We start from the raw sequence: 24,536 nt of genomic DNA, 5'->3' as shown, positions 1-24,536 counted from the left end.
GCTTTACGCTGCCAGCATTTCCTCAAAACTATCGATGCAAGCAAGCGCTCCGCTCAAATCATTTTTGCCGTTGAATGCATGCCTGACGGCGACCACATCACAACCACTCGCTTGGCCTGCCAAGACGCCGGCATTGGAATCTTCAAATATTAAAGCCTGCTCGGGTGTCACTCCCAGTTTTGATAAGGCTAAATGAAAGGCTTCCGGATCAGGCTTATGTTTCGTCACATGCTCTTGAGTAATCACAACCTGAAATGCGTCCCTCAGTTCGAGAGCGCTTAAGATATTATCAACCATCCACGTTGCTGCTGAACTCACCACCGCGCATTGCTTGCCTGATGCATTCAAGTGCTCAATGTATGATTTCGCGCCTTGATTCAACTCTAGATTTTCGGCCAATAAGCGCTCGTAGTGGGTACGAAAATGGCGATTGAACTCCGCCAGTTCGGGGGAGAGATTCGCGTGTGTGAAAAAGTGCCCCGTTACCACAGACCAACTTTCACCCATCACTTCCTTGTAGAGGTTGAAATCAACGTTTGATCCATAATCACCGCAAGCTAGAGCTAACGCTTTGCCTTTTAGTGGCTCAGAATTGACTAACGTGCCATCCATATCAAACAGGTATACCTGATACTCTTTCAAAACGGTCTCCATTCTATTTGGGGTTATTGTTTTCATCACAGCCAAAAGATATTCACCATCTATCGTGAAGCTAATACGGTGGGTGGCTGAACACATCTCTATTCACCCAACGTATTCTAAGGCCTCTGGCTAGTAAAAGAGCCTTTGAATTCGGGTCAGCAGCGAAATGGGCACTGATGGCCACATCATTAATTGGCTCAAGTTTTGGGTCCATTTAGATTGCAGCTCATAAGAATGACGGATGTACGCGTGCGTCAGTCTCCCAGCTTGAAATGCGGTGTCAAGCTCACGCCCCGACATAGTTGCTTCAACGCCGTTGATGGTAAAGACAGGATAATACTGGGTAGTCAGATCCGGATGCCGGACCAAGACACGCTTTAAGGTCCAAGTCGCTTCACAAGGAATAGCACGCCGACTAAGCAGATGTTTTTCATCGACTTCGGCGCCGTCAAAAACTAATGTAGCGTATTGATAGCCAGTGAATTCTTTGCCGTATGTGATAGCCTCCCAGCCACAACTGGCAGTAAACTCGTCACCTATCCAAGGGTAGATGATGGTGTTCTCTTCATGCTGCCAAGCGAATGGCAGTACCATCAATACGATGCCACATAATGTAATAACTCGTGCCTTGAATGAAAAGTGCCTCAAGAGATAAAGAAACACAGCGACGAAAGGCAAAGCAAGTGTAAAGCCACTAAAACCTTGATTCACCGCTCCTGCGACAATAAATACGGCACAAGTTGCCAACATAAAGAAAGAGATTATTTTTCTCATCATACTGGTATCACTAGTTTGTCTCACGCCTTAGCACTCCAACTCGACACAGGCTATTCTGGTACTATTTTTACCCATTGTGCCCGCCATTCAGGGGCTGGCATGGACTCTGGCCAAAACTCTTTTTGTTTGCAGATGAGTCCATCTGCAACGGTGTGAAAAGTAATAGCACGCGCTTTTTGTACACCGTCGGTGATCGAGACGTCCGTCACCACCGTATCGCCGTCGCCAACCACAGAATGGATGTCGAACCGCCAGACGCCATTAGCAGGATAATAGGAATTGATGGCGGTGAAATTCTCTCTGCCAACAATCAGCTCACGCGACTGCGGCCAAAAGCCCTCAAAATCCACACTTAGCCATTCACTGGCTTTGGCAAAATCGTTACTTTTCATCGCTTGCCAAAAGGCTAAAACGACCTCTTTTGCTTCCATTATTCTCTCCCAGTCCATGATTCTGTGTTTAGAAACAAGTAATGCGTAATCCGCCTTAGGCAGAGCGTGACATCCCCTTTTGACAGTACCAACTTAAGCCTCAACATGCCAAGCGTTGCGATTCCGCCTTCACTATTTGAAGGCTGGATGCTACCTCACTCGCATGCCGGACAGCAATAACCAATTCGCTCTTATCCACTCCAAACATAAGAGACTGATTCAAATATAAAAACTTCGCGTGTGAACCGCTATCATTCATTGTTATCATTTCCGCATACACAGGCTTACTCTAGTATTCGTTGTTAACACGCTTGAGGTATAATCTTCACCACTTATGACAGCCCAACTGCTTGGGCATTCTTACCACGGAGGTTATTTTGTCCAAACCCACAGCGTTATGGCTAGGTCTTGTTGCGTTACTTCATGCTTACCCTATTGCAGCAAGCGATGGTTCAGCCATGACCAAGGAACAACTCGGGCAGATGTTGTTTTTTGATGTCAATCTCTCGCAAAATCGAACGCAATCTTGCGCCACTTGCCACAATCCGAACCATGCTTTTATTGACAACAGAGAGTCAGAGTTGGAGGGAATGGTCTCAAAAGGCGACGACGGGGTGTCGTTTGGTGACCGCAATACACCAACTGCCTCTTACGCCAACAAAATCCCTCGCATAACCCGTAATGACGCGGGCGAATTTAAAGGCGGGCTCTTCCTTGATGGCAGAGAGCGCGATTTGGCTGGCCAAGCTGGTGGCCCTCCTTTAAATCCACTTGAAATGGGCATGCCTAACAAACAAGCCGTAGTCGATCGGCTCAAGGAAAACCGTGTCTACGTGCAAGGGTTTACTGCTTTATTTGGTGATGCGATATGGTCAGACACCGACGCCGCCTACCTTGCAATGACAGAAAGCATTGCCGCGTTTGAAAAAACGGACTTTTTTTCGCCCTTTGATTCTAAATACGACCGCTATCTGCGTAATGAAGTCAAGTTGACTCAACAAGAGTCGTTGGGTGAGGCTCTGTTCTTTTCTCAGCAGTTTACCAATTGCAACGCATGCCACCAGCTAAAAGCTTTTCCGAACAGCCAAGGGGAAACATTTAGCAACTATGAGTACCATAACTTAGGGGTTCCGGTGAATACGGCAGTGCGTAAGGTTAACGGCCTAGGCACGAAGCACATTGACAAAGGGCTGCTTGAACACCCGCGCATCAACGATGAAGCGCAAGCTGGCAAGTTTAAAGTGCCGACACTGCGCAACGTCGCCGTGACTGGCCCCTATATGCACAACGGCGTGTTTAAAGACTTGCGTACTGTGGTGCTGTTTTACGACAAATATAATAACTCAACCCGCACGACTAACCCGGAAACAGGCCAGCCTTGGCGAGCGCCTGAGGTTGATAAAAACTTAGCGCTGACCGAAGCAAAATTTCAATCGCGCGCTTTGACCGATCAGCAAGTGGACGCGTTAGTCGCCTTTATGAAGACACTCACCGACCAACGCTACGAATACCTGCTCGAAGAAAAATAAAAGAAAAATAAACAGCAGCTCGCATCCATCGCCCGATGGATGCGAGCCGGCGTAATATGCTTCACAAAGCGCGAGCGGTTGAAGCCTTACATTGTGCGTATTAACTATGCCCCACAGAATGTGATGATTTTCACGCTTTAGCGCTCACTCACTCTTTTCTAGGAATTTTTCTTAGCCAATCTAAGCCCTGCTCTCATGTGATTCAAAAACGGACTCTCTACAATCGCCAGCAGGTAAAAGAAAGCGAGCACGCAAGTGCATCCCCCTAATCCAAGAGAGTTCACGATGTTAAAATTCCTTGAACAAGTCCGGAAGCCGACCCTCGATCTTCCTGTCGAAGTACGTAGAAAAATGTGGTTCAAGCCATTTATCCAATCTTACCTAGTGGTATTTATTGGTTACTTGACCATGTACCTGGTCCGTAAAAACTTCAACGTCGCGCAAAACGACATGATCTCCACTTACGGTTTGAGCATGACCGATCTCGGTTTAATTGGTCTGGGTTTCTCGATTACTTACGGGATTGGTAAAACCGTCGTCTCTTACTATGCCGATGGTAAGAACACCAAGCAGTTCCTCCCTTTCATGCTGATCCTTTCAGGTCTTGCCATGCTTGGTTTCAGCTTCAGCATGGGTGGCGGCAGTGCGAGTTTGTTCTTGATGGTGGCTTTCTATGCACTCAGTGGCTTCTTCCAAAGTACGGGTGGTCCTTCTAGTTACTCGACCATCACCAAGTGGACTCCACGTAACAAGCGTGGCTCTTACCTAGGCTTGTGGAACATGTCGCACAACGTCGGTGGTGCTGGTGCTGCTGGTGTCGCTCTGTTTGGTGCTAACTACCTGTTCGACGGTCACGTAATCGGTATGTTTGTCTTCCCTTCTATCATTGCGATCATCGTGGGTTTCATCGGCATGCGCTTTGGTAGTGACTCTCCTGAAGCTTACGGTCTGGGTAAAGTAGAAGAACTTTTCGATGAAGCAGTGAGTGAAGAAGACACCGCCGCTGAAGAAAACCAGATGACCAAAAAAGAGATCTTTGTTGAGTATGTACTGAAAAACAAAGTGATCTGGCTACTTTGCTTTGCCAACATCTTCCTTTACATCGTGCGTATCGGTATCGACCAATGGTCAACGGTTTACGCATACCAAGAGCTTGGTCTATCAAAAGAAGCGGCAATCTCTGGTTTTACCCTATTCGAAGTGGGCGCACTCGTCGGTACGCTAATGTGGGGTTACCTATCTGACCTTGCAAATGGTCGCCGTGCTTTAGTGGCTTGTGTCTCTCTTGCATTGATCATTGTATCCCTTGAGTTCTACCAACATGCAACCAGCGAGTTCATGTACCTAGCGTCGCTGTTTGTGCTTGGTTTCCTCGTGTTTGGTCCTCAGTTGCTTATCGGTGTTGCGGCAGTTGGCTTTGTGCCTAAGAAAGCAATCAGTGTGGCAGATGGTGTAAAAGGCACATTCGCCTACCTAATTGGTGACAGCTTCGCGAAACTGGGGCTTGGTATGATTGCAGACGGTACGCCAATCTTTGGTCTAACCGGTTGGAAAGGCACCTTCGCAGCCCTAGATACCTCAGCAATGATTTGTATTGTTTTGCTTGCTTTTGTTGCCATCGCGGAAGAGAAAAAGATCCGACATAACAAGAAGAAGCTTGAACTCGCAGAAAACCAAGCTTAATCAACCTGTGCGCTTTGCCAGTCAAAGCGCACTAGATCATTAAATAAACTTGGTCAATTTAGTATCATCGTAGGATTTTATTGAGTTCTTTAAGAACTCATTTTCGTTTGTTTATTGCTGAAGTTTGGTATTTAAGATGATTAACGTAGCGCTTGTGGATGACCATGTCATTGTTCGTTCAGGATTTGCTCAGCTGTTGAGCCTTGAAACAGACATGAATGTTGTCGGTGAATTTAGCTCGGTAGCCGAAGCTCGAGTGGGATTACCTGCATGCAAGCCAGATGTGGTTATCCTAGATATCTCGATGGCAGACGAAAGTGGGCTTACCCTACTCTCCGAAATCCCTTCTGGCATTGCGTGTGTCATGCTAAGTGTTCACGATTCTGCCGCGATGGTTGAGAAATCACTGAAACTGGGCGCGAAAGGTTATCTAAGTAAACGCTGTAGTCCAGATGAGTTAATCCAAGCCGTAAGAACCAGTGCTGCTGGCGGTTGTTACCTAACGCCCGATATTGCGTTAAAGCTGGCAACACCAAGTGGCAAGGCCGCGACGCAGACTCAACTGACTCGCCGTGAAAACGAAGTGTGCCAATTGCTGGCTCGCGGTTTGGATGTGAAGTCGATCGCCACTGAGCTTGGCTTAAGCCATAAGACGGTTCACGTTCACCGTGCAAACGCGATGGATAAGCTCGGCGTCAAGAACAACGTTGAACTTGCCAAACTGTTCTCGCAAGAGTCGTTTTAATGCGTAGCTACCTCATCACCTCCATTTGCGGTTTATTCATGGCAGGATGTTCATGGTTCTGTCTGTGGGTGATCGCGTATTACTTTGTCAACGATGCTGAGCTTGCGATCATGCTGTTCCCCTTCGCGTTGCGTTTGGGATTAACACTGCATACGCGTAAAAAATACTGGGCCACGATTTATCTCGCCGAATGGGGATTGACCGTCGCACTCGCTCTACTTCTTGAACAACCTCAATGGTTGATGGTGTTGGTTGCTAGCGTATTAAGTATTCCAGTGGTTTACCTTGCTAAGCGCTATTACAAAGGCGATCAGAATCAGCACTTAGCGGTTATGGCTGTCGTGTTGCTCGTAACGTCTTGCATTAATGTGCTCGCGGTTGGCTACCATGTTCAATCGGTCTATATGGCGTGGTTGGCAAGTATTGCCGGCGGTTTGTTGGTTCTGCCAATGTGTTACTTGCTTTGGAACTATCTCTTCCAAAGCCCTTGGTCGCCCTTGACCTCAAATTTGTTAGCTAACGACATTCAATTCAAAGTTCGTCATATCTTGCTTTATAGCGTGTTATTGATCGCCAGCATTTTGATTCAAACCAGCTTGCCGGATGAGCTAAAACGCTTCGCCCCTTTTTGTATGGCCATCCCAATCATTGTGCTTGCGCTGCGCTATGGCTGGCAGGGTGCGCTGCTTGCGACCATGTTAAACAGTATTGCCTTGATTGCTGCGCGAAGTGGGGTGTCGAACTTAGAAATCACTGACCTGCTGCTCTCTCTTTCTGCACAAACCTTAACCGGCATCATGCTCGGTTTAGCGGTGCAAAAACAGAAAGATCTTAATCAAAAGCTTCGGGGTGAATTGTCAAGAAACCAAACCTTGTCTCGCCAACTTATTCAAGCGGAAGAGTCGGTGCGACGCGACGTAGCAAGAGAGCTGCACGATGAGATTGGACAGAACATCACAGCGATTCGAACCCAAGCAAGCATCATTAAGCGAGTCGATAACGCAGAAATGAACACACGCTGTGCCGAGATGATCGAGAATTTGTCGCTCAATGTTTATGACACTACTAAACACCTGCTGAGCAAATTGCGCCCGAAAATGCTCGACGATCTGGATTTGAAGGATTCTGTTCACCAGTTAACCCGTGATATGGAGTTCGACAATCATGGCACACGCGTTGTGCTTGATTGGCAAGGCGACCACGAGTCTCTGGGCGACACATTAAAAGTCACTCTGTTCCGTTTGTGCCAAGAAGCGCTAAACAACGCAGCGAAGTACGCGAATGCGACGTCTATCGTTATCGAGCTCTCTATAGACGAGAACATTTCATTGCACATCGCTGACAACGGCATTGGGTTTAAAACCGAAGAGTGCATGAAAGGGATGGGCGTTCGCGGCATGCAAGAACGGGTGCAAGCGCTTGGCGGGAAAATGTATATCTACTCTTTGAACGATCATGTAGATGGCACGCAAATCGCCATCACATTACCTAAGGTGTAACGAGCATGTTTGGATTATTTCAGTCTCCGAGCTATGACCGAGCTCCCCTTAGCAAAGAGAAAGTGGATGAACGCTACCGTTATTGGCGTCTGCACATCATGCTGGGGATGTATCTTGGCTACGCGGGCTTTTACTTCACGCGAAAAACGTTCAACTATGCCGCACCCGCGATGATTGCTGATCTAGGTTTAGACAAAGCCGATATCGGTATGATTGGGACGCTTTTCTACATCACCTACGGTTTATCCAAGTTTATCTCCGGCACCATTTCTGACCGTTCCAACCCCCGCTTTTTCATGGGTGTCGGTTTAATCGCCACCGGCTTAATCAATATCGCGTTTGGCTTCTCCAGCTCTTTGGTTGCACTCGCAGTTCTGTGGGTAATGAACGCTTGGTTCCAGGGTTGGGGCTGGCCTTCATGTTCTAAGCTACTTACCACTTGGTATTCACGCTCAGAACGTGGCTTCTTGTGGGCAATTTGGAACACCGCTCATAACGTCGGTGGGGCTTTAATTCCCCTACTCGTTGGATTTCTTACGTTCCACTATAGCTGGCGGGAAGGCTTTATCGTTCCGGGAGTCATTGGCGTCATTCTCGGTGTGGTTGTGTGTTGGCGCTTGCGCGATAAACCAACCACTCAAGGTCTACCAACCGTTGGGCAATGGCGCAACGATCCATTAGAACTTGCCCAAGAGAATCACGGACAAGGGCTGAGTTACAAAGAGATCCTCAAACAATACGTGTTCAACAACAAGTACATTTGGTTGCTCGCATTTAGTTATGTTCTGGTTTACATCGTGCGTACCGCAATCAACGACTGGGGTAACTTGTACCTGACAGAACAGCACCACTACAGCCTAATTAATGCCAACGCTGCAGTATCTATGTTTGAAATTGGTGGTTTTGTCGGCTCTCTGGTGGCGGGTTGGGGCTCGGATAAACTGTTCGGCGGTAACCGAGGCCCGATGAACCTGTTATTTGCCGCAGGTATTTTCCTCTCTGTCGCAGCGCTGTGGTTGATGCCGTTAACCAACTTTACGTTTCAAGCGGCGGGGTTGTTCTCGATTGGCTTTTTCGTGTTTGGCCCACAAATGTTGATCGGCATGGCTGCGGCGGAATGTTCGCATAAAGATTCCGCTGGCGCAGCCACTGGCTTTGTGGGTTTGTTTGCTTACATGGGCGCTGCGCTTTCTGGCTACCCGCTCGCATTGATTCTTAAAGAATACAGTTGGACTGGATTCTTCATCACCATCTCAGTATGCGCTGCCGTCATTGGCTTGCTGTTATTGCCGTTCTTGCAGGCTCAACCTTCGAGAAAGCCGCTCGCTCCCAAACTTAGGCTGTAGACATCTCATTGTAGAAGCGACTTCTACCTCTCTTGGGGTGAGTTAAGCGCTCACCCGTCCAATCACCACTATTTTTTGCTTCCGATTCCGTTCGGAGGGTTTTCTACGGGTAAAATTCATGAATTCGAATACTATTTCATCAAAATGCTTCTTCAAAATGGACAATAAGATCCAAAACTACGACTGGGGAAGCCGCACTGCGATCCAAGATTTGTTTGGCTTTGCTAACCAAGCGCAGCAACCTCAAGCTGAAGTTTGGATGGGTACGCATCCCAATGGTTGTTCTATGGTAAAGCAAGGAAGTACCCATGTTTCGCTGTCGGAACTGATCAAACAAGATCCGTCAGCCTTTCTATCGCAAAGCACGGCAAAGACCTTTGGTGACCTACCTTTCCTTTTCAAGATCCTTGCGGCGGATAAAGCCTTGTCTATCCAAGTGCACCCCAACAAACAAGATGCGGAGCTTGGTTACGCCAAAGAACAAGAGCTGGGCGTACCACTGAGTGCATTCAATCGTAATTACAAAGATGCCAACCACAAGCCTGAGCTGGTTTACGCACTAACGGAATACCAAGCAATGAACGGCTTTCGTCCGTTTGATGAAATCATCGCTCAGTTTCGCCTGTGTGACATTCCTGAGATTAACGGCTACCTAGAGCAGTTTGAACGTAACCCTAGCCAAGACGGCTTGTGCCACTTCTTCGTTGAGATCCTTTCTATGAAGGAAGCACGTAAGCTCAATGCAGTCGATCACCTATTAAGTTACGCCGCAATGAACCAAGCACGCCCAGTGTGCGAATTGATTTTAGACCTTGCTGAGCAGTACCCAAATGATGTGGGTTTGTTTGCCCCGTTATTGCTGAATGTTATTACGCTTAAACCGGGTGAAGCCATGTTCCTATGTGCAAGAACGCCTCACGCCTACATCAAAGGCACGGGGCTGGAAATCATGGCGAATTCAGATAACGTACTTCGCGCCGGTTTAACACCGAAACACATGGATGTGGAAGAACTGGTTAAGTGTACCGACTTCGTTCCAAAGCCAATCAACACCCTATTAACCCAAGCAGAAATCAGCGGCTGTGAACATCACTTCCCTGTTCCTGTGCAAGATTTTCAGTTCTCCGTCTTCCAAGCGCCAAAAGAACAACGAGTCGAGATGAGCAGTGCGGAAATCTTAATGCCCATCGATGCGGACGTAACACTTCTCGCACAAAGCGGCGAAACATTAGTACTTGGTAAAGGGCAATCGGCTTTCATTCCTGCGTATGTGGGAACATACAGGTTAAGTTGTGAAGGTCGTGTCGCTCGCGCGTTTAATGGCTAAGTCGATTTCCAATTAAAATAAACTGCGGTTGGCATTCATCGGGTGATGGATGCCAGCCTATATTTGTGCGTCATTCTCTTAAACAGAATCAATAGCTTAATCTCACGCAAACGGCTGTACCACGTAGAAGAAAGAGAACAGATAGTGCAAAATAGTCTCTTTCAATGCACTGGCTGTCCGCTCTATGAACATCACCGACCAATATTACACCGAGAACGCTCAATCTTTCTTCGAGTCGACCGTAAGCGTCGATGTTGAGAAACTGTATGACCAGTTTCTTCCTCATCTAAATCCGCATGGTGCGATTCTCGATGCGGGGTGTGGTTCTGGCCGTGATGCCAAACATTTCAAAGCGCTAGGCTTTAAAGTGACGGCGTTCGACGCCAATCAAGCCTTGGTTGAACTCGCTTCTCGCCATTTAGAGCAAAACGTCATCCATGCTAAGTTTGATACCTTCCGTGCTGAGCCCAACAGCTTTGATGGCATTTGGGCGTGCGCCTCTTTGCTGCATGTCCCAGACCAAGAGTTAGCCGCAACCTTTTTCACACTCAGCCAGCTATTAAAACCGCAGGGTATTTTTTATTGCTCATTCAAATATGGTCAGGCGGCTCAAGTACGTAACGGACGTTTTTTTACCGATATGGATGAGCATAAGCTACACGCGACACTCACGACATCGCCCTTAACGATCAAGCAAACTTGGGTAACGTCAGACGTAAGACCGGGTCGAGGATCGGAACAGTGGCTCAACGCCATCTTGGTTAGATGATAGTTAGGAAACGGTAGATGTCACATCAGTCGCTTACTCTTAAAGACGCCCTATTAACCACTGGCGGTGAAGACCCTCTGCTGCCGCAGCTGATCCACGCGATCAACCATGCGACCGAAATCGAGATTGCGGTGTCCTTTATTCAACCCTCTGGCCTAGATTTGCTTCTGCCAAGCATTCACGAGGCGATTGAACGTAAAAAGTCACACCAGCAGCCCTTAAAACTGCGCATCCTAACGTCAGATTACCTGCACATCACTCATCCTATTGCGTTGCGCTCTCTGATCGAATTAGAAGGGGATGAGATAGAAATTAAGATTTTTGAAGCCAATAACCGCAGTTTCCACCTCAAATCGTACATCTTTGTTCGCAGCGATGAAGCTCGGTCCATTTACCAAGGAACCGCTTTTGTTGGCTCTAACAACATCAGTAAAACCGCACTCACCGATGCCCATGAATGGTGCCTACGTTTAGATTACCAGCAACCAGACAGCTCCCCTCAGGCGGTACAGTTTCACAATATCCGAACTCAATTTGACAAACTGTTTCATCATCCATCTGCCATATTGCTGACGGATGAATGGATTGACAGCTACATCAAAAGAAGAACACCTCCGAAGTTTTGCGCTGTTGGCGACACAACACTATTGGATGACGAAGAGTATTCACCCAACTCAGCACAATTGGAAGCATTGCAGCGACTCAGCGAGACTCGTCAAAAAGGCAATGTGCGTGGATTGGTTGTGATGGGCACTGGCATGGGGAAAACTTGGTTATCTGCGTTTGATGCCAAACAACTGGAAGCAAAGCGAGTTCTGTTCGTTGCTCACCGCGAAGAAATTCTGACTCAAGCACTGATGACTTTCGCTAAACTTTGGCCGCAAAAATCCGCAGGCTACTATCACGGTAAGAGCAAAGAAAGAAACAAAGAGATGCTGTTTGCCTCAGTGCAAACTTTGGGTAAAGCAGCACACCTCAAACACTTTGCTCCCGACCATTTTGATTACATCGTGGTAGATGAGTTTCATCATGCCAGCGCCAAAACCTATCTCAATATTCTCAATTACTTTGAGCCTAAATTTTTACTCGGGCTAACGGCTACTCCAGAACGGACAGACCAAGCGAACATCCTCTCGCTTTGCCACGACAACTTAGTATTTGAACGTAACTTAGTGCATGGTATCGATGATGAAATTCTGGTGCCTTTTCACTACTACGGCATTTGGGATGACTCGGTCGATTACCAAGAGATCCCATGGCGAAATGGTAAGTTTGACCCCACCGCTCTTGACGCCCAGTTTGCAACCACACGACGTGCCAAACATATTTTTAAACATTGGCAGAACAGGCAACAAACTCGCACCTTGGCGTTTTGTGTATCCAAAAAGCACGCAGATTTTATGGCGCAGCAGTTCAATCAAACTTTTGCAACTAAAGGCTTGAAGGCGCTTTCTGTTCACAGTGATTCCTCAGTTCGTCGTAATGAAGCGTTGAGCATGCTCGACAAAGGAGAAATTCACGTTCTCTTCTCGGTTGATCTGTTCAATGAAGGGACAGATTTACCCTCAATCGATACCGTGTTAATGCTGCGCCCTACTGAATCCAACATCGTTTTCATTCAGCAATTGGGCCGAGGACTTCGTCGCCACAAAGGCAAATCACACTTGGTGGTGTTGGATTTCATTGGCAACCATCGCTCGTTTTTGAACAAGAAAGACATTTTAGGGATCAGCGCATCAAGCTCACTCGAACAACTGAGTGGGCAGTCACAAACACGGCCAGAATTAGGCAAAGGTTGCTTTACCAACATCGACCCGAAAATCATCGATTTTTGGCAAACGCTAACAAAGCAGCTTCGCTATTCCGCTCAAGAAGAATTTGAACATTTGACCAATCATTTGGGCCATCGACCTCGTGCGGTCGAGTATTACCGAGCAGGTTACGACCTTGCCAAAGTGAACAAGCAGCACGGCAGTTGGCTAGAGTTGGTAGCAAGTATGGATAAAGATCCGGAGTTAGATTACCTCGTTCGCGAACATCGTGACTTCTTTGCCAACGCCATCCAAAAAGCAAGCATGACCAAGAGTTTTAAAGCGATATTACTTGAAGCCTACCTCGAGCTAGATGGGTTCAGAGATGCCCCGAGTCTCGAAGTGCTCGCGAGTAAAAGTTGGCACGTGCTCTCTCGTTATCCCAAGCTAAAGGCATCCGATCTGTCAGAGGACAACCTACGCTTAACCGCAGACTCTCCGGCATGGTTAAAATATTGGCGCGGTAACCCTATCAAGGCATTTTTAGGTGAAAACAAAACTAAGAGTCGTGCTTGGTTCAAGCTTGTCAACGGAAAGCTCAAAGCTGACTTAGATGTTGCCCCACTCCACCAGCAAGCGTTCCATGACTTTGTCAAAGAGCTCGTGGACCTACAACTTGCTCAATATTCAGACAGGCCACCTAAACAGTCTCACCAAGTAGTGGCACAACCGACCACTCAAGCAGAGGCTGCCAATGAAGGAACCTTGTTGCCCTACTACCCAAACCTTAAGATCGCTTGTGGCCATTTTAAGACAGGCTCTCATGAAGAGGTTGAATACATGCCCGTTGATATGGCTAACCTCAATCCTCAAAAACATTTCTTAGCCAGAGCCTCTGGCAATTCCATGAACGGGGGTAAAACCCCCATACTAGACGGTGATTTGCTGTTACTCGAGTTTGTGACGCCGATTTCCGCTGGCTCCATCACAGGCAACACCATGGCGATCGAAATCCAAGATAGCTCAGGCGAGAATCAGTACCTACTGCGTGTGGTGCAGAAAGATGCACAAGGCCGCTACTGGCTAAAAGCCAATAACCCAGATTACGAGTTAATGCCTGCCAATGACTCGATGAAGACATTTGCGAGGCTGAAAAAGGTTATGACGCAGTAACTTCATTCATTATCGTATGCATAAGAGAAACAGCGGCAGGTATTACTTGAAACCGTGGATTTGTTGAACGAGCTTGCAAGAGCTCGGACTTTAACGTGTTGCTTTAAGTATTTACAGACGTAAAAAAAGACGCCCTAGGACGTCTTTTTTCTTGAATGTGGCGGTGAGTGAGAGATTCGAACTCTCGGTACGTTGCCGTACACACACTTTCCAGGCGTGCTCCTTCAGCCACTCGGACAACTCACCGAATTGTTGTTGGGTTTCCCCTCTCAACGAGGCGCTAATTTAATGATTATCTTGGGATTGGTCAAGCCCAGTTTTTAAAAAAAGCGCCCCAAGCGGTTCAGTTGGTCAGTTATTGACTAAATCGACCACTCTACCAGCAACTACGCTTGTTGATAGTAACCCGGCACTTTAAACCAGCGGCGACACATATCTAGGAAGTAGCCATATAGAACGCCCATTCCACAGGAGATCACCGCGTTACTGGTTACGGCTGTGACGATCTGCTCTGTCGATGCGCCCACGGCAAGCAGAATGCCTGCGTAAACTGGGGATTGGAACAGCACATACGCCACCAAGTCGGAGACGTTTTTCATCAGTCCGCTAGTCGACACTTTCGCGCCTTGACGTAATACCCAGTCGCGGAACACACCATAAGGCCAAGCGATAGCGATGTTGACCGGAATCGACAACGTTCGTGATGCCAATGATTGCTGGAAAGTCATTCCAGAAATCAGAATCTCGATAATCATCCCTGAGATAAAACAAAAAACCACCATAGCAAAAGTATCTGCTGCTGCATGACGGATACAAAATGGCGCACGAGATTTCATTTACGTCCTCTAAAATATATAACTATAAAAATGGCAATTTAACGACATCATGAACTGGATATAAAAACCAGAGCAGTTCATGGCGCTATTAGAGCAAATAATTTGTAGTTTTAGATACCGTATTTGAAATTGAGTTGTAAATTTATGACCAAAAAACACACCAAATGTAGATAAAGTCACCAGAAATGGATAAAACCTCATTTCAACGATCTTTGAGATGTAATTTAACTACATATAATGATTTTGCGTTGAGAAGAGAAAGAAGACCTTTTATGCCTCACGACGGTATTGGTAGAGCAAGTCTGCATGCCGGAATAACGCATCATCGAGTTCTTTCTCTACAATCGGTTTTGCGATGATGTGAGTGGCACCGGCCTCGCACATACAAACTCGTGTTTCTTTGAATACATCGGCAGTGCAACCGAAGATCAAGACTTGGTTAATTGAGGTTGGCATGGCACGAATGGCGCGAATGGTTTCAATACCATCCAGTACGGGCATGTGATTGTCCATTAAGATCAAGTCGAATGATTGCTGTGGTAACAGATCCAACGCTTCTTGGCCGTTTTCGACACAAGTGGGAATAAAGCCTTTGTTGCGCATAAACGTTTCAAGAATGATAGCGTTGGTACGGTTGTCTTCAACAATCAGCACGGTCAAACCTTGATAATCGAGGTGATAATTTTGCTCTTGCTCCACACTGCCCGCTTCACACACTTGCAGTGGTAATTCGACGCTAAAGCAACTGCCAAGCCCTTCTTGACTGGAAACGCTAATTTTACCACCTAACTTTTCAACGATTTTTTTAACGATTGCAAGTCCAAGGCCAGTGCCACCATAACGTCGTGTCGTCGACGATTCGGCTTGTTCAAATGGGCGGAAAATACGTTTTTGTGCCGCAATAGGAATGCCTATCCCTGTGTCTTTAACTTTAATCACAAGGTAGTTCATCCCTCCTTTGAACACTTCTTCCAAGTAGACTTCAACCACTCCGTGGGAAGTAAATTTCACCGCATTATTGAGTAAGTTGAATAGTATTTGCCGCAAGCGTGCACGATCTGCATGATACCAACGTTCTTTGGCAACCTGTGAATAGACGCGAAATTGCAGTCCTTTTTCTGTACACAGGGTGTAGTAGATGCTGTTTACACTGCCAATAATCGAGTCAAACGGGAATGGGGCGAGATCAAATTCCATGTGTCCTTGCTCGATTTTAGAGTAATCCAAAATTTCATTGAGCAAAGTCATCATGTGATCACCGGAATCGTATAGCGTTTTTAGGTGCTTTTTCTGCTCGTCGGTCAATGGGGTTTTCAGCAACAGCTGCGCCGTGCCCAATACGCCATTCATGGGTGTACGAATTTCGTGTGACAAAGTGGCTAAAAAGGCGGTTTTGGCGTTGGTTGACGCTTGCGCTTTGACTTTTTCTGCCTCCAGATAGACGGTTTTCTCGTTAAACGCATCAATCAGATGTTTGATCTCGTCATCGCTTTGATAATCGATATCAACGATCCCACCGGTTTTTGAGTTGTCCACGCTTTGCGCAATCGTGATGATTGGTGCAATCAAATAGCGATTAAGTAAGTAGTAACCCGCCAAAACGCAGATGAGTAAGAAAGGCAAAATGCCCCATTCCACCCGTAGCACTTTGTCGAATACTTCGTCACTTATTCGCTGGCGAGCATTGACTACTTTCATCTGCCAATGAAAATCGCTGAGTTCAATCTGGCTCACATAACGCCCCCGAACAAGACTGTAGTTATGCTCGGTGATCAAGCCGCCATTTAATGCGCTGATGGTGACCCCAAGTTGGTAAATCTCGGTATGCTTGCGAATAAAATCAAACAGTGCTTGCAAGGAGAGATCAACCGCTGCCACTCCAGCAAACTGCCCATCAAGGTAATAAGGTTTGGATGCGGTGATCATCTGCACTTGCGTATAAGGGTCGATGTACACCTGCGACCAATTTAGCTGACCTGAAGGTTGATTGGCAACGGACTGATACCAAGGCTGAAGATGATACCCTTGGGATTCCGGGTTGTTATAAAGATGCACCTGCCTTACTTCACCTTGCTTGGTTTTATTAAAAAACAAGCTTCGATAGACAGGTTTCGCTTGATTGAGTTCCGGCTCAGGCCAAAGCCCACCACTGGCGATAATCTTGCTGCTGGCGGCGATGAGATTGGCAACACCACGCGAAAGTTGCGCTTGAGGGGGGTTACCTTGAGCGAAGCCGACGAGGCTGTCGAGTAATCCGAGCGAGCTATTGAGCGGCTCTTCAATGTGTGCGGCAAGCAGCTCGGTTCTCAAATCCAAATTCTGCTCGATTTTGCTGCGAACTAAAGGCTCAACCACGAAATAGGTGACGCTGCCGATGATAGCGAGAAAAAAACAGAGGTACAGACTCAAGGCGAGAATGCTTTTGTTGCGAAGTGATGAGCGAATTTCCATATGATGATAGCGTTCCCTGTTAGCTCACTTTAGTGTATTACCATACCCAGCACCTCTCAAGGTACGGGGATCAATGACTTACTTTTCTTAGCAACAACGACACAGAGGAAAAGAGCGACAATCACTGAAACTGGCGCTCTGCCCTTTTTAATGGCGGCCGAGATTGGTAAGATCCCCCCATTCACTCGCCCTTAACATCCAAGGTATTCTATTTTGACGTTATTTGACATTCTTTCCCTTGAGGAATTAGACGGTAAGTTGCTCAATCTTGCTAAAACGCAAGGCTTTGTCACTTCAATGGCGGCGGCGCCCAACATCCTCGACCCACATGAATGGCTACCTTTCTTATGGGGAGGTGAAGAAACTGCACCTTTTTCCGACGGTGAACAGCTTGAAGCCTACATTGACGCAGTAGTGCAACTGTGGAATCAGGCACGCCCAGCGCTGCTTGATGGCTCTTGGCAGTGGCCAGAAAACTGTAAGTTAGATGACGCGGAAATTGTTAACCAAGCCACTCGTGATTTTTGTGAAGGTGTACTGCAAGGCTGGCAACTGGCGCGCGATGATTGGGAAACCTTGATGCCAGAAGAGAGTGAGGAAAATGCGCTGCTCGGCGGAGTGTTGCTCTCTTTAACGATGCTTTACGACCCAGAAACCACCATTGCGACATTGAGCGAGCAGGGCTTTGAAGGGCTTGAGCAGTTTGCTGAGATCTTTAATGCCATGCCGGTGATGCTTTGCGGCCTAACCCAACGTGGTGTGATGCTCGCTGAGCAGCAATAAATCCTCTTTCCCGCGGCGAGTGGTGTGCCACTCGCCGTGCATGCCTGTTTGTTTTACCCACTTCTTGTCGACTGACTTTAGCCAACACATTACGCATATCCAGCCAACCACTCATAATCAAACACAATAATAATCACATAAATTATACCAACCAGTAAAAATAGCATTACATCTCTAGCGGTTATTTGTTAGTATCCGCGCCAATTTCGGTTAACTCAATGTTGCAATGAACCTACGCATAAATCCGCAAACCAAACAAACAGCAGTGGCGTTTTACGTCATTATTGCTTTGTTGTTTCAGATTTATCTGTTGGCGACCATGGCGCTCAACCCTTCTCAAGTTAATCGACAAAACTGGCTATCAGACAGCCAAGGCGGCAAAGTGCTGCTGTGTACCGCACAAGGCTTTAAGTGGGTGGATATCAGTGAACTGATTGAAGCCAATAACCTTGAAACATCGGATGCGGACAGCGGCCATGAGAATCTGAAGTTTCACTGCCCACTGCTCAAAGCATGCCAGTTTTCTTTAAGCCTGGCTGTTCTCTGCTTAGCCATCATCTTGGCTTGGCTATCTCGCCCCGCCCCAACACCTATCTTCTATCAACACCTTCTTTGTTTACAAAAGGTGTATCTCTCCATCGCCCCGAAACAATCTCCACCACGTTCTTTCTTCGCCTGATCTCTGAGCCATCGGCTCAGCCGAGTCATTCACGCTCAACATTAAAAAAACGCCACCTTTAACGGGATGGTGCGCGCGTGCTGTTTGCTATCCGTTAATGCTATCTGTTAAACGGCGCGCGCTGACTAAAAATTCAGAAGGAAGAATCATGTTTAACCCATCATTAAGCGCTAAAACACTTGTCTCTATCACTCTTTGTAGCTTATTGGCCGCATGTGGCGGCAGTGACAACAGCAGTTCGGGGGCAAGTAACACCGATAGCAAAACCAGCCAAGAGGTAGCAATTCAGTTTTCGGCACGAGTCGGCAATGAAGAAATTCGCTGCGAAGCGATGAACAACAGCGTGGTAGGCACAGCCAACAGCCAACCCACTTTTAGCGATGTGCGTATGTATATCTCGGAAGTTGCGCTGATCAACGAACAAGGTGAAGCGGTATCCGTCGAACTTACCCAAGACGGCAAATGGCAGTATCAAAATGTTGCCCTGCTGGATTTCGAAACGGGCACGGGCAGCTGTGCGAACGGCAATCCAGACACCAACCATACCATTCGCGGCAAGGTTCCACAGGGTAAATACACCAGTCTTCGTTTTACCCTCGGCGTGCCAGCAGAGCTCAACCACTACGGTATTGATGGCGATGATGCTGTCTCTCCTCTTGATGTCACGGGGATGAACTGGAGCTGGCAAAAAGGGCACAAACATTTGCGCATGGATGTGGCGGGTTGGAACATCCACCTTGGCACCACAGGCTGTGAAGTGACCGATGCCAACGCAGAAGTCGTCGACTGCTCAGGCTCTCGCCCGAACCGCCCACAATATCAGTTGGATAACTTCAATCTAGCCACCAACAAGGTGGTGTTCGATTATCAAAAGCTGGTCGCCAACAGCGACATCTCTAAAAATACGGACGCAACGCCATTGGGCTGTATGTCGGCGAATAGCGACCCTGATTGCCAAGGCGTGTTTGATAACTTAGGGTTGGATCTCACCACGGGTCAGTGCTTTGCAGGCAACTGCTCAACTTCACAATCTTGGGTGAGTGTGGAGTAATACCGATGTCAGCAAACCTCAAAAGTGGTTTGCTGACACTGCTCGCGCTGACATCAGTAACGGGCTGTGACGGCGAATCAAGCTACGACGTCACTGCGGCGGGTTCAACCAACCTCAGTGGATTTGATTTTCAAACGGGCTCTCTTCCCATGCCGAGAGAGCCAAACGATAACCCGGCCAGCGAAGAAAAATTCCAGCTGGGACGACACCTTTTCTACGACAAGCGTTTATCGGGCAATCAGACCTTTGCGTGTGAATCTTGCCATCAGCAGGCGCTCGCATTTACCGATGGGCTGGCGGTTCCGACTGGTTCAACCGGCGAGGTGCTACACCGCAACTCGCAAACGTTAACCAATGTGGCTTACAACGCCTCCTACACTTGGGCCAATCCGGTGTTGCACACCATAGAGCAACAACTGGTGATCCCACTGTTTGGGGAATTTCCGGTTGAGATGGGGATTAACGATGCGAACCGTGACGAGATTTTGCAACGCTTTGAGCAAGATCCCCGATATCAGACGCTGTTTAACCAAGCGTTTCCGAACGAGCAGCAACCCGTGACTTTGCCCAACATCATCAAAGCGCTGGCGGTGTTTAACCGCGCCTTGATTTCTAAAGAGAGCGATTTTGATCAAGGTACGATGAGCAGTGCGGCGCTACGCGGTCAAGCACTGTTCAACAGCGAAAAGATGGAGTGCTTTCATTGTCACAGCGGCTTTAACTTCAGCGATTCGACCTTGCACGCCGATACGGTATTTGTCAGTCGTCCGTTTTTTAACACCGGCCTGTACAACTTAGATGAGCAAGGCAGCTACCCAGCGCAAGATAATGGCCTGTATACAGTGACAGCAAACGCAGCGGACAAAGGCAAATTTCGCCCGCCCACGCTGCGCAACCTTGCTTATACCGCGCCATATATGCACGACGGCAGCATCGCCACACTCTCTGAAGTGCTGGATTTTTACGCCGCAGGCGGCCGTCATATCGAAAGCGGTTTCTACCAAGGCGATGGGCGACTCAACCCCAACAAAAGTGAGTTTGTCAATGGCTTTACTTTAAGCCCGCAAGAGAAGCAGGACGTACTGGCCTTTTTGGGGGCGCTCAACGATGAAGCCTTTGTTCGCAACCCGCGCTATGCCAACCCATTTTTGCCGGAGGATAACCAATGAAACACGCTTTCACACTCACGGCAGTTAGTTTGCTCTCTAGCCATATTGCCTATGCCAACCCGAGCCATGAGCCAAACATTGAAGTAAAAAGCAACGTGTTCGCTCAACTCGGCTACTACCATCAAAGTCGCGATCAGCAATTTGCTATTCCGGGTATTTTGACCAGCGCAGATGCGGCGCACCAAGAGCAAGGCCTGCAGTTGATGCACGGTGAGCTAGGGCTACTAGCCATTTGGCCGCAAGTTGTCGCCGGGAAAATCATCCTCGGTAGCCACCACGGAGAGAATGTCGAGGTTGAAGAGCTCTGGCTACAACCGCATCTCGGGCAAAACTGGACCTTACGTTTAGGCCGTCAACTGTCGCCCATTGGTTTATACAATGACGTGCATGAGCACGACTGGCGATTTGTCGATGCATCGTTGCCACAGCAAGCATTTCTTGCCAACCAGTATCAAGACGACAGCATCAAGCTCACCTACGCCAATGGTATGCATGATCTTACCGCTTGGGTTGGGCGCGGCAATGGCTACCCCGCCCAAGCGGATGCTAGCGAAAGTACACCCGCTGCGCTTGGTTTGAGCTATCAGTGGCAAGGATTTAAACAAGCGCATTCGTGGCGAGTTGTCGGCTCGTTGGCCCATTTCGATGCAACCCAACGCGGCGCACAAACCAACCAAGGTCATAACCATACCACCACGAGCAGCACGATTATCTTTGATGGCACCACCACCTTGGTTGCTCTCGGCGCTCAATGGCAGTGGCAACAATTTGGCATTGAAGCGCAATGGATGGGGCAACAAATCGACGCTCGTCTTAGCGACTCTCAGCAGATGCAAACCGACCTCGATGCCTTTCAGTATGGGGTGAGCTCGCAGATAGTTTGGCAAAGAGAGACGCTTGAACTGGCACTACGTTACGACGCGCTCATCAGCGACAACCAAGTCAGCAGAGAGAGCAGTGAGTTTAGTCAAGCGCTCAATGCCGAAGGTTTGCGTCCTCAACGTATTAGCGCGGTGCTCAACTGGCATTTCGCCCCAGCGCAAACGCTGCGCTTACAAGGTAACTACGAAGAGATTACTCACCTTAGCCAAAACGCATTTTGGCTGGTGTATCAGGGCAACCTGAACTGGTAAACCAAGAAAAACCACAAGGTAAATTAAAATGAAAAAAACCATCCACACATTGCTCATCACACTGCTGTCTTTGACCACTGGCAGCGTTTTCGCCCATGACTACCATCAAGGCAGCATACAAATCGATCACCCTTGGAGTCGTGAAGCGCCACCGACGGCGACGGTGATTGCCGGTTTTTTCCAATTGAAGAACACCGCAAGCAGCGACGACTTTTTGCTCAGCGCATCAACCCCAATCGCTGAGCGAGTGGAAATTCATACTCATGAGATGGCTGACGGCATGATGCAGATGAAGAAAATTGACGCGGTGCGCGTTGGCAGTATGCAAAGCGTGATGTTCGAACCCGGCAGCTATCACCTGATGATCTTCAACCCAAGCAAGAACTATAAGAAAGGCGAACGCTTCCCGATGACGCTGACATTTAAAAAAGCGGGCAGTATCGAAGTCGAGATGGCGATTGAAGAGGCGGGCCACGTGCATACCCACACTCACTAATACCACCTGCCATGATGAAGATGTAATAGCGAGATAACTCACGAAAAAGAAAAGGCACTGAGGCAAAACCCATAAGGGCAACCTCGGTGCCTTTTGCTAATAGGACGTTACACGATCACGTGCGGCAAGTAGCGAGCCAAGTCTTGAGTGATCAAACTTGAGTCTTCACGAATCGAAATACCCGCCGCTTTGTCGTTGACTAACCAACTACCGATTAAGGTGTGGCTATCGGCAAACTTTGGCAATGGGCAATATTGTTGGACAATAAAACGCCCTTCCCCATACGGCCCGTCGGTTTTATGGCGAGATTTCCCATTACGTACGATCTCAATGTTTGCCCCTTCACGAGAAAACAAGGGCTTACGCACAAAATCACTCAATGCGCTCGCTTTTGTATCATCGGCAAAATAGGCCGGTAGAAGGTTTGGATGCCCCTCGAACTCTTGCCATAGCAAAGGCAACAACGCTTTATTCGACAATACCGACTTCCACATCGGCTCCAACCAATTGATTTTCGACGTGGTGAGAAACTGGCTGTACTCATCATGGAACATCTCTTCCCAAGGGTAGAGTTTGAACATCCAATGAATAACCCGATTCTCGAGATCGACAAATTGCCCTTGTTCATCGACACCAATGTCTTCGATATAGACAAACGCGGTTGAAAGTCTGGCTTCTCTTGCACAATCCTCAAGATACTGCACGGTCGCTCGGTCTTCTTCAGTCTCCTTACAGCAACTGAAGTACAAGGTTTGCCCCGGCTGCAAACGGGCAATATGGGCCAACCGTTTGATAAGATAGTCTTGCAAGATATTGAACTGGTCGGCACGTCGAGAAATCACGCCTCGATTCACCACATCTTCCAACCATATCCACTGCCAAAAGGCTGTTTCAAACAGCGAAGTTGGGGTATCGGCATTATTCTCGTACAACTTGGCCGGGCCGTTGCCTGAATAGGCGAAATCAAGCCGTGAGTAAAGTGATGGCTCTTGCATCAACCATGAACGGCGCACCGCCTCCCACATCGTTTCGGGTATGGCAAAACGGGTCAAAAGCGCTTCGTCGTGTACTACTTTGTCGACGATGGACAGGCACATTTGGTGGATCTCTTCCGTCGGCGCTTCGAGATCGTGTTCAATCTGCTGCAAATTAAACTGATAATAGGCCGATTCATCCCAATAAGGCTGCCCGTACATAGTATGAAAGCCAAAGCCGTAGCGCTCGGCAAGTGCCCGCCAGTGATCTCGCTCTTTTATTTCGCGACGAAACATTTAGCCGCCTCGACTGATAGAGACCGACTTGCCAAACCCGCCACGCGACATCACTTTGCCTATCGTGCCGCCGCTTGACTTAATCGAGCTGGTGTTGATTTTCATCGCTTGGCCCAATTTGGTGCCATAAGAAACACCATTGCCAGAGTAGTAACCACTACGATAGCGGTAGAGCGGCTGAGAGAAAAAGGCGCTTGAGCGAGACGTTAAACCGCTGGTGTCACGTGTGTAAAAGAAACTGCTCATGCGTGGCATATAAGAGTGATAGGTGCTGCTGTAATAGCAGTCATCCGAATCATAGCCAAACTCTCTTTTACATTCACTTTCTGATTGATAGCGCGGCGCACTGAACTCCGCGCGTGCGAGTGCTTCTTTGTAGGCCAGTTCGCACTGTTCGAAATAACCGGGATGGTTTCTTTTACACTGTTCGCTGTCTCGGTAAATGTAGCCTTCTGTCTTAGGCTCATAGAATGAGTAAGCCGCGACACCACCAACAAGAAGATATGGAATGGCAGGCAGGACCTTCTCAAAAGACGATTTTTTCACGTTAGCACTGCGTTTCATCTCGACTCCTAGTAAGACATGCACGCAGCATTGAGTACACCCACAGACACCGAAACCGTTGCCAAAACAATCCCCGCTGGTACTTCATCGTTCTCAATTCGCTCACCGATGCGCGGCAATAACACCAAACGAACAATAGCAAACGCGACCAATTGCGCCATCAAGGCAACGACACCCCAAACAGCAAAATCAGCAATGTTAACCGAGTTTTTCGCCGCGCCGGAGATGGCCAAACAGTACCCCAAAAACGCGCCACTAAGGGCAATCGCCGCTGCGGTATTTTTGTGGTCCTTTATCAGCGTCCACTCATCATAAGGTGTCAGTCGGACATAGATAAATTTAAAAGCCAGCACAAAAGCCAACGACAGTGAAAAATAGAGGAGAAAGTTGGGGAATCCTGCCAACAACTTAGAGATCATTTCCATGATTTT

The 24,536-nt window shown here is 47.9% G+C and carries 22 protein-coding genes and 1 tRNA gene; 14 read left to right on the top strand and 9 right to left on the bottom strand.

Annotated elements, in window-relative coordinates; all coding sequences use genetic code 11:
• Window positions 1-3: 3 nt before the first annotated feature.
• The 3 genes from EWA64_RS14410 to EWA64_RS14400 form a co-directional block, all read right to left on the bottom strand.
• Window positions 4-654 (bottom strand): HAD family hydrolase, encoded by a 651-nt coding sequence (locus EWA64_RS14410; RefSeq protein WP_061893895.1) that lies wholly within the window; start codon window positions 652-654, stop codon window positions 4-6.
• Window positions 655-771: 117 nt separating this feature from the next.
• Entirely contained in the window at window positions 772-1,419 is a 648-nt protein-coding gene (locus tag EWA64_RS14405; RefSeq protein ID WP_244881431.1) for a hypothetical protein, read from the bottom strand.
• Window positions 1,420-1,469: 50 nt separating this feature from the next.
• Window positions 1,470-1,850, bottom strand: coding sequence for a nuclear transport factor 2 family protein (locus EWA64_RS14400; protein WP_061893894.1), 381 nt, complete (start codon window positions 1,848-1,850; stop codon window positions 1,470-1,472).
• 377 nt (window positions 1,851-2,227) lie between these two features.
• On the opposite strand from EWA64_RS14400, the gene EWA64_RS14395 reads away from it, so the two are divergent.
• From EWA64_RS14395 to EWA64_RS14360, 8 genes are all read left to right on the top strand, one after another.
• The gene (locus tag EWA64_RS14395; protein ID WP_061893893.1) at window positions 2,228-3,379 is read left to right on the top strand and encodes a cytochrome-c peroxidase; all 1,152 of its coding nucleotides are present in this window, start codon (window positions 2,228-2,230) and stop codon (window positions 3,377-3,379) included.
• Window positions 3,380-3,664: 285 nt separating this feature from the next.
• Window positions 3,665-5,062, top strand: a complete 1,398-nt coding sequence (uhpT, locus tag EWA64_RS14390) for a hexose-6-phosphate:phosphate antiporter UhpT (RefSeq protein ID WP_061893892.1) — start codon at window positions 3,665-3,667, stop codon at window positions 5,060-5,062.
• 136 nt (window positions 5,063-5,198) lie between these two features.
• Window positions 5,199-5,807, top strand: a complete 609-nt coding sequence (uhpA, locus tag EWA64_RS14385) for a response regulator transcription factor UhpA (protein WP_061893891.1) — start codon at window positions 5,199-5,201, stop codon at window positions 5,805-5,807.
• Window positions 5,807-7,306, top strand: coding sequence for a signal transduction histidine-protein kinase/phosphatase UhpB (uhpB, locus tag EWA64_RS14380; RefSeq protein WP_061893890.1), 1,500 nt, complete (start codon window positions 5,807-5,809; stop codon window positions 7,304-7,306). The genes uhpA and uhpB overlap by 1 nt, the downstream gene beginning before the upstream one ends.
• Before the next feature lie 5 nt (window positions 7,307-7,311).
• Window positions 7,312-8,652, top strand: coding sequence for an MFS transporter (locus EWA64_RS14375; protein WP_061893889.1), 1,341 nt, complete (start codon window positions 7,312-7,314; stop codon window positions 8,650-8,652).
• Window positions 8,653-8,770: 118 nt separating this feature from the next.
• Window positions 8,771-9,979: a mannose-6-phosphate isomerase, class I gene (manA, locus tag EWA64_RS14370; protein WP_061893888.1), complete on the top strand. Its 1,209-nt coding sequence runs from the start codon at window positions 8,771-8,773 to the stop codon at window positions 9,977-9,979.
• Between the two features lie 190 nt (window positions 9,980-10,169).
• Window positions 10,170-10,748 (top strand): class I SAM-dependent methyltransferase, encoded by a 579-nt coding sequence (locus tag EWA64_RS14365; protein WP_212590088.1) that lies wholly within the window; start codon window positions 10,170-10,172, stop codon window positions 10,746-10,748.
• Window positions 10,749-10,765: 17 nt separating this feature from the next.
• Entirely contained in the window at window positions 10,766-13,672 is a 2,907-nt protein-coding gene (locus EWA64_RS14360; RefSeq protein WP_061893886.1) for a DEAD/DEAH box helicase family protein, read from the top strand.
• A gap of 158 nt (window positions 13,673-13,830) precedes the next feature.
• On the opposite strand, the gene EWA64_RS14355 is transcribed toward EWA64_RS14360, so the two are convergent.
• The 3 genes from EWA64_RS14355 to EWA64_RS14345 all read right to left on the bottom strand — a co-directional run bounded on the left by EWA64_RS14355 (window position 13,831) and on the right by EWA64_RS14345 (window position 16,959).
• Window positions 13,831-13,918: transfer RNA gene (locus EWA64_RS14355), tRNA-Ser, on the bottom strand.
• 140 nt (window positions 13,919-14,058) lie between these two features.
• Window positions 14,059-14,508: an L-alanine exporter AlaE gene (locus tag EWA64_RS14350; RefSeq protein ID WP_061893885.1), complete on the bottom strand. Its 450-nt coding sequence runs from the start codon at window positions 14,506-14,508 to the stop codon at window positions 14,059-14,061.
• A 270-nt stretch (window positions 14,509-14,778) separates the two neighbouring features.
• Window positions 14,779-16,959, bottom strand: a complete 2,181-nt coding sequence (locus EWA64_RS14345; RefSeq protein ID WP_061893884.1) for a hybrid sensor histidine kinase/response regulator — start codon at window positions 16,957-16,959, stop codon at window positions 14,779-14,781.
• Window positions 16,960-17,172: 213 nt separating this feature from the next.
• On the opposite strand from EWA64_RS14345, the gene EWA64_RS14340 reads away from it, so the two are divergent.
• The 6 genes from EWA64_RS14340 (at window position 17,173) to EWA64_RS14315 (ending at window position 22,270) form a co-directional block, all read left to right on the top strand.
• A complete protein-coding gene (locus EWA64_RS14340; protein WP_061893883.1) occupies window positions 17,173-17,742 on the top strand; it encodes a YecA/YgfB family protein in 570 nt (189 codons plus the stop codon).
• Between the two features lie 226 nt (window positions 17,743-17,968).
• Window positions 17,969-18,421: a hypothetical protein gene (locus EWA64_RS14335; protein ID WP_061893882.1), complete on the top strand. Its 453-nt coding sequence runs from the start codon at window positions 17,969-17,971 to the stop codon at window positions 18,419-18,421.
• Window positions 18,422-18,569: 148 nt separating this feature from the next.
• Window positions 18,570-19,472, top strand: coding sequence for an MbnP family copper-binding protein (locus EWA64_RS14330; protein ID WP_061893881.1), 903 nt, complete (start codon window positions 18,570-18,572; stop codon window positions 19,470-19,472).
• A 5-nt stretch (window positions 19,473-19,477) separates the two neighbouring features.
• Window positions 19,478-20,641, top strand: coding sequence for a methanobactin export MATE transporter MbnM (locus EWA64_RS14325; protein WP_061893880.1), 1,164 nt, complete (start codon window positions 19,478-19,480; stop codon window positions 20,639-20,641).
• The gene (locus EWA64_RS14320) at window positions 20,638-21,774 is read left to right on the top strand and encodes a porin (protein ID WP_061893879.1); all 1,137 of its coding nucleotides are present in this window, start codon (window positions 20,638-20,640) and stop codon (window positions 21,772-21,774) included. The genes EWA64_RS14325 and EWA64_RS14320 overlap by 4 nt, the downstream gene beginning before the upstream one ends.
• Before the next feature lie 28 nt (window positions 21,775-21,802).
• On the top strand, window positions 21,803-22,270 hold the full coding sequence (locus EWA64_RS14315; protein WP_061893878.1) for a copper chaperone PCu(A)C: 468 nt from the start codon (window positions 21,803-21,805) through the stop codon (window positions 22,268-22,270).
• Window positions 22,271-22,377: 107 nt separating this feature from the next.
• On the opposite strand, the gene EWA64_RS14310 is transcribed toward EWA64_RS14315, so the two are convergent.
• From EWA64_RS14310 to EWA64_RS14300, 3 genes are read right to left on the bottom strand one after another with little or no spacing between them, the layout of a single operon-like run.
• Window positions 22,378-23,541 carry a glutathionylspermidine synthase family protein gene (locus tag EWA64_RS14310; protein WP_061893877.1) on the bottom strand — a complete coding sequence of 388 codons (1,164 nt, stop codon included), beginning with the start codon at window positions 23,539-23,541 and terminating at the stop codon, window positions 22,378-22,380.
• Window positions 23,542-24,105 carry a DUF1190 domain-containing protein gene (locus EWA64_RS14305; RefSeq protein WP_061893876.1) on the bottom strand — a complete coding sequence of 188 codons (564 nt, stop codon included), beginning with the start codon at window positions 24,103-24,105 and terminating at the stop codon, window positions 23,542-23,544.
• 8 nt (window positions 24,106-24,113) lie between these two features.
• Entirely contained in the window at window positions 24,114-24,530 is a 417-nt protein-coding gene (locus EWA64_RS14300) for a DUF350 domain-containing protein (protein ID WP_061893875.1), read from the bottom strand.
• Between the last annotated feature and the right edge of the window lie 6 nt (window positions 24,531-24,536).

The organism is Vibrio cidicii (genome assembly GCF_009665415.1).
In the GTDB taxonomy this organism is placed as follows: Bacteria; Pseudomonadota; Gammaproteobacteria; order Enterobacterales; family Vibrionaceae; genus Vibrio; species Vibrio cidicii.
Note: the sequence above shows the minus strand (reverse complement) of the source record. Positions and strands in the feature narration are given on the sequence as shown.

Excerpts from the sequence above, each read along its gene's own strand:
- EWA64_RS14320 (WP_061893879.1), top strand. The coding sequence starts at position 20,638 with ATGAAACACGCTTTCACACTCACGGCAGTTAGTTTGCTCTCTAGCCAT.
- EWA64_RS14345 (WP_061893884.1), bottom strand. The coding sequence starts at position 16,959 with ATGGAAATTCGCTCATCACTTCGCAACAAAAGCATTCTCGCCTTGAGT.
- EWA64_RS14410 (WP_061893895.1), bottom strand. The coding sequence starts at position 654 with ATGGAGACCGTTTTGAAAGAGTATCAGGTATACCTGTTTGATATGGAT.
- EWA64_RS14310 (WP_061893877.1), bottom strand. The coding sequence starts at position 23,541 with ATGTTTCGTCGCGAAATAAAAGAGCGAGATCACTGGCGGGCACTTGCC.
- EWA64_RS14375 (WP_061893889.1), top strand. The coding sequence starts at position 7,312 with ATGTTTGGATTATTTCAGTCTCCGAGCTATGACCGAGCTCCCCTTAGC.
- uhpA (WP_061893891.1), top strand. The coding sequence starts at position 5,199 with ATGATTAACGTAGCGCTTGTGGATGACCATGTCATTGTTCGTTCAGGA.
- uhpT (WP_061893892.1), top strand. The coding sequence starts at position 3,665 with ATGTTAAAATTCCTTGAACAAGTCCGGAAGCCGACCCTCGATCTTCCT.
- EWA64_RS14405 (WP_244881431.1), bottom strand. The coding sequence starts at position 1,419 with ATGATGAGAAAAATAATCTCTTTCTTTATGTTGGCAACTTGTGCCGTA.
- manA (WP_061893888.1), top strand. The coding sequence starts at position 8,771 with ATGAATTCGAATACTATTTCATCAAAATGCTTCTTCAAAATGGACAAT.
- EWA64_RS14325 (WP_061893880.1), top strand. The coding sequence starts at position 19,478 with ATGTCAGCAAACCTCAAAAGTGGTTTGCTGACACTGCTCGCGCTGACA.
- EWA64_RS14335 (WP_061893882.1), top strand. The coding sequence starts at position 17,969 with ATGAACCTACGCATAAATCCGCAAACCAAACAAACAGCAGTGGCGTTT.
- EWA64_RS14315 (WP_061893878.1), top strand. The coding sequence starts at position 21,803 with ATGAAAAAAACCATCCACACATTGCTCATCACACTGCTGTCTTTGACC.
- EWA64_RS14400 (WP_061893894.1), bottom strand. The coding sequence starts at position 1,850 with ATGGAAGCAAAAGAGGTCGTTTTAGCCTTTTGGCAAGCGATGAAAAGT.
- EWA64_RS14330 (WP_061893881.1), top strand. The coding sequence starts at position 18,570 with ATGTTTAACCCATCATTAAGCGCTAAAACACTTGTCTCTATCACTCTT.
- EWA64_RS14300 (WP_061893875.1), bottom strand. The coding sequence starts at position 24,530 with ATGGAAATGATCTCTAAGTTGTTGGCAGGATTCCCCAACTTTCTCCTC.
- uhpB (WP_061893890.1), top strand. The coding sequence starts at position 5,807 with ATGCGTAGCTACCTCATCACCTCCATTTGCGGTTTATTCATGGCAGGA.
- EWA64_RS14360 (WP_061893886.1), top strand. The coding sequence starts at position 10,766 with ATGTCACATCAGTCGCTTACTCTTAAAGACGCCCTATTAACCACTGGC.
- EWA64_RS14350 (WP_061893885.1), bottom strand. The coding sequence starts at position 14,508 with ATGAAATCTCGTGCGCCATTTTGTATCCGTCATGCAGCAGCAGATACT.
- EWA64_RS14305 (WP_061893876.1), bottom strand. The coding sequence starts at position 24,105 with ATGAAACGCAGTGCTAACGTGAAAAAATCGTCTTTTGAGAAGGTCCTG.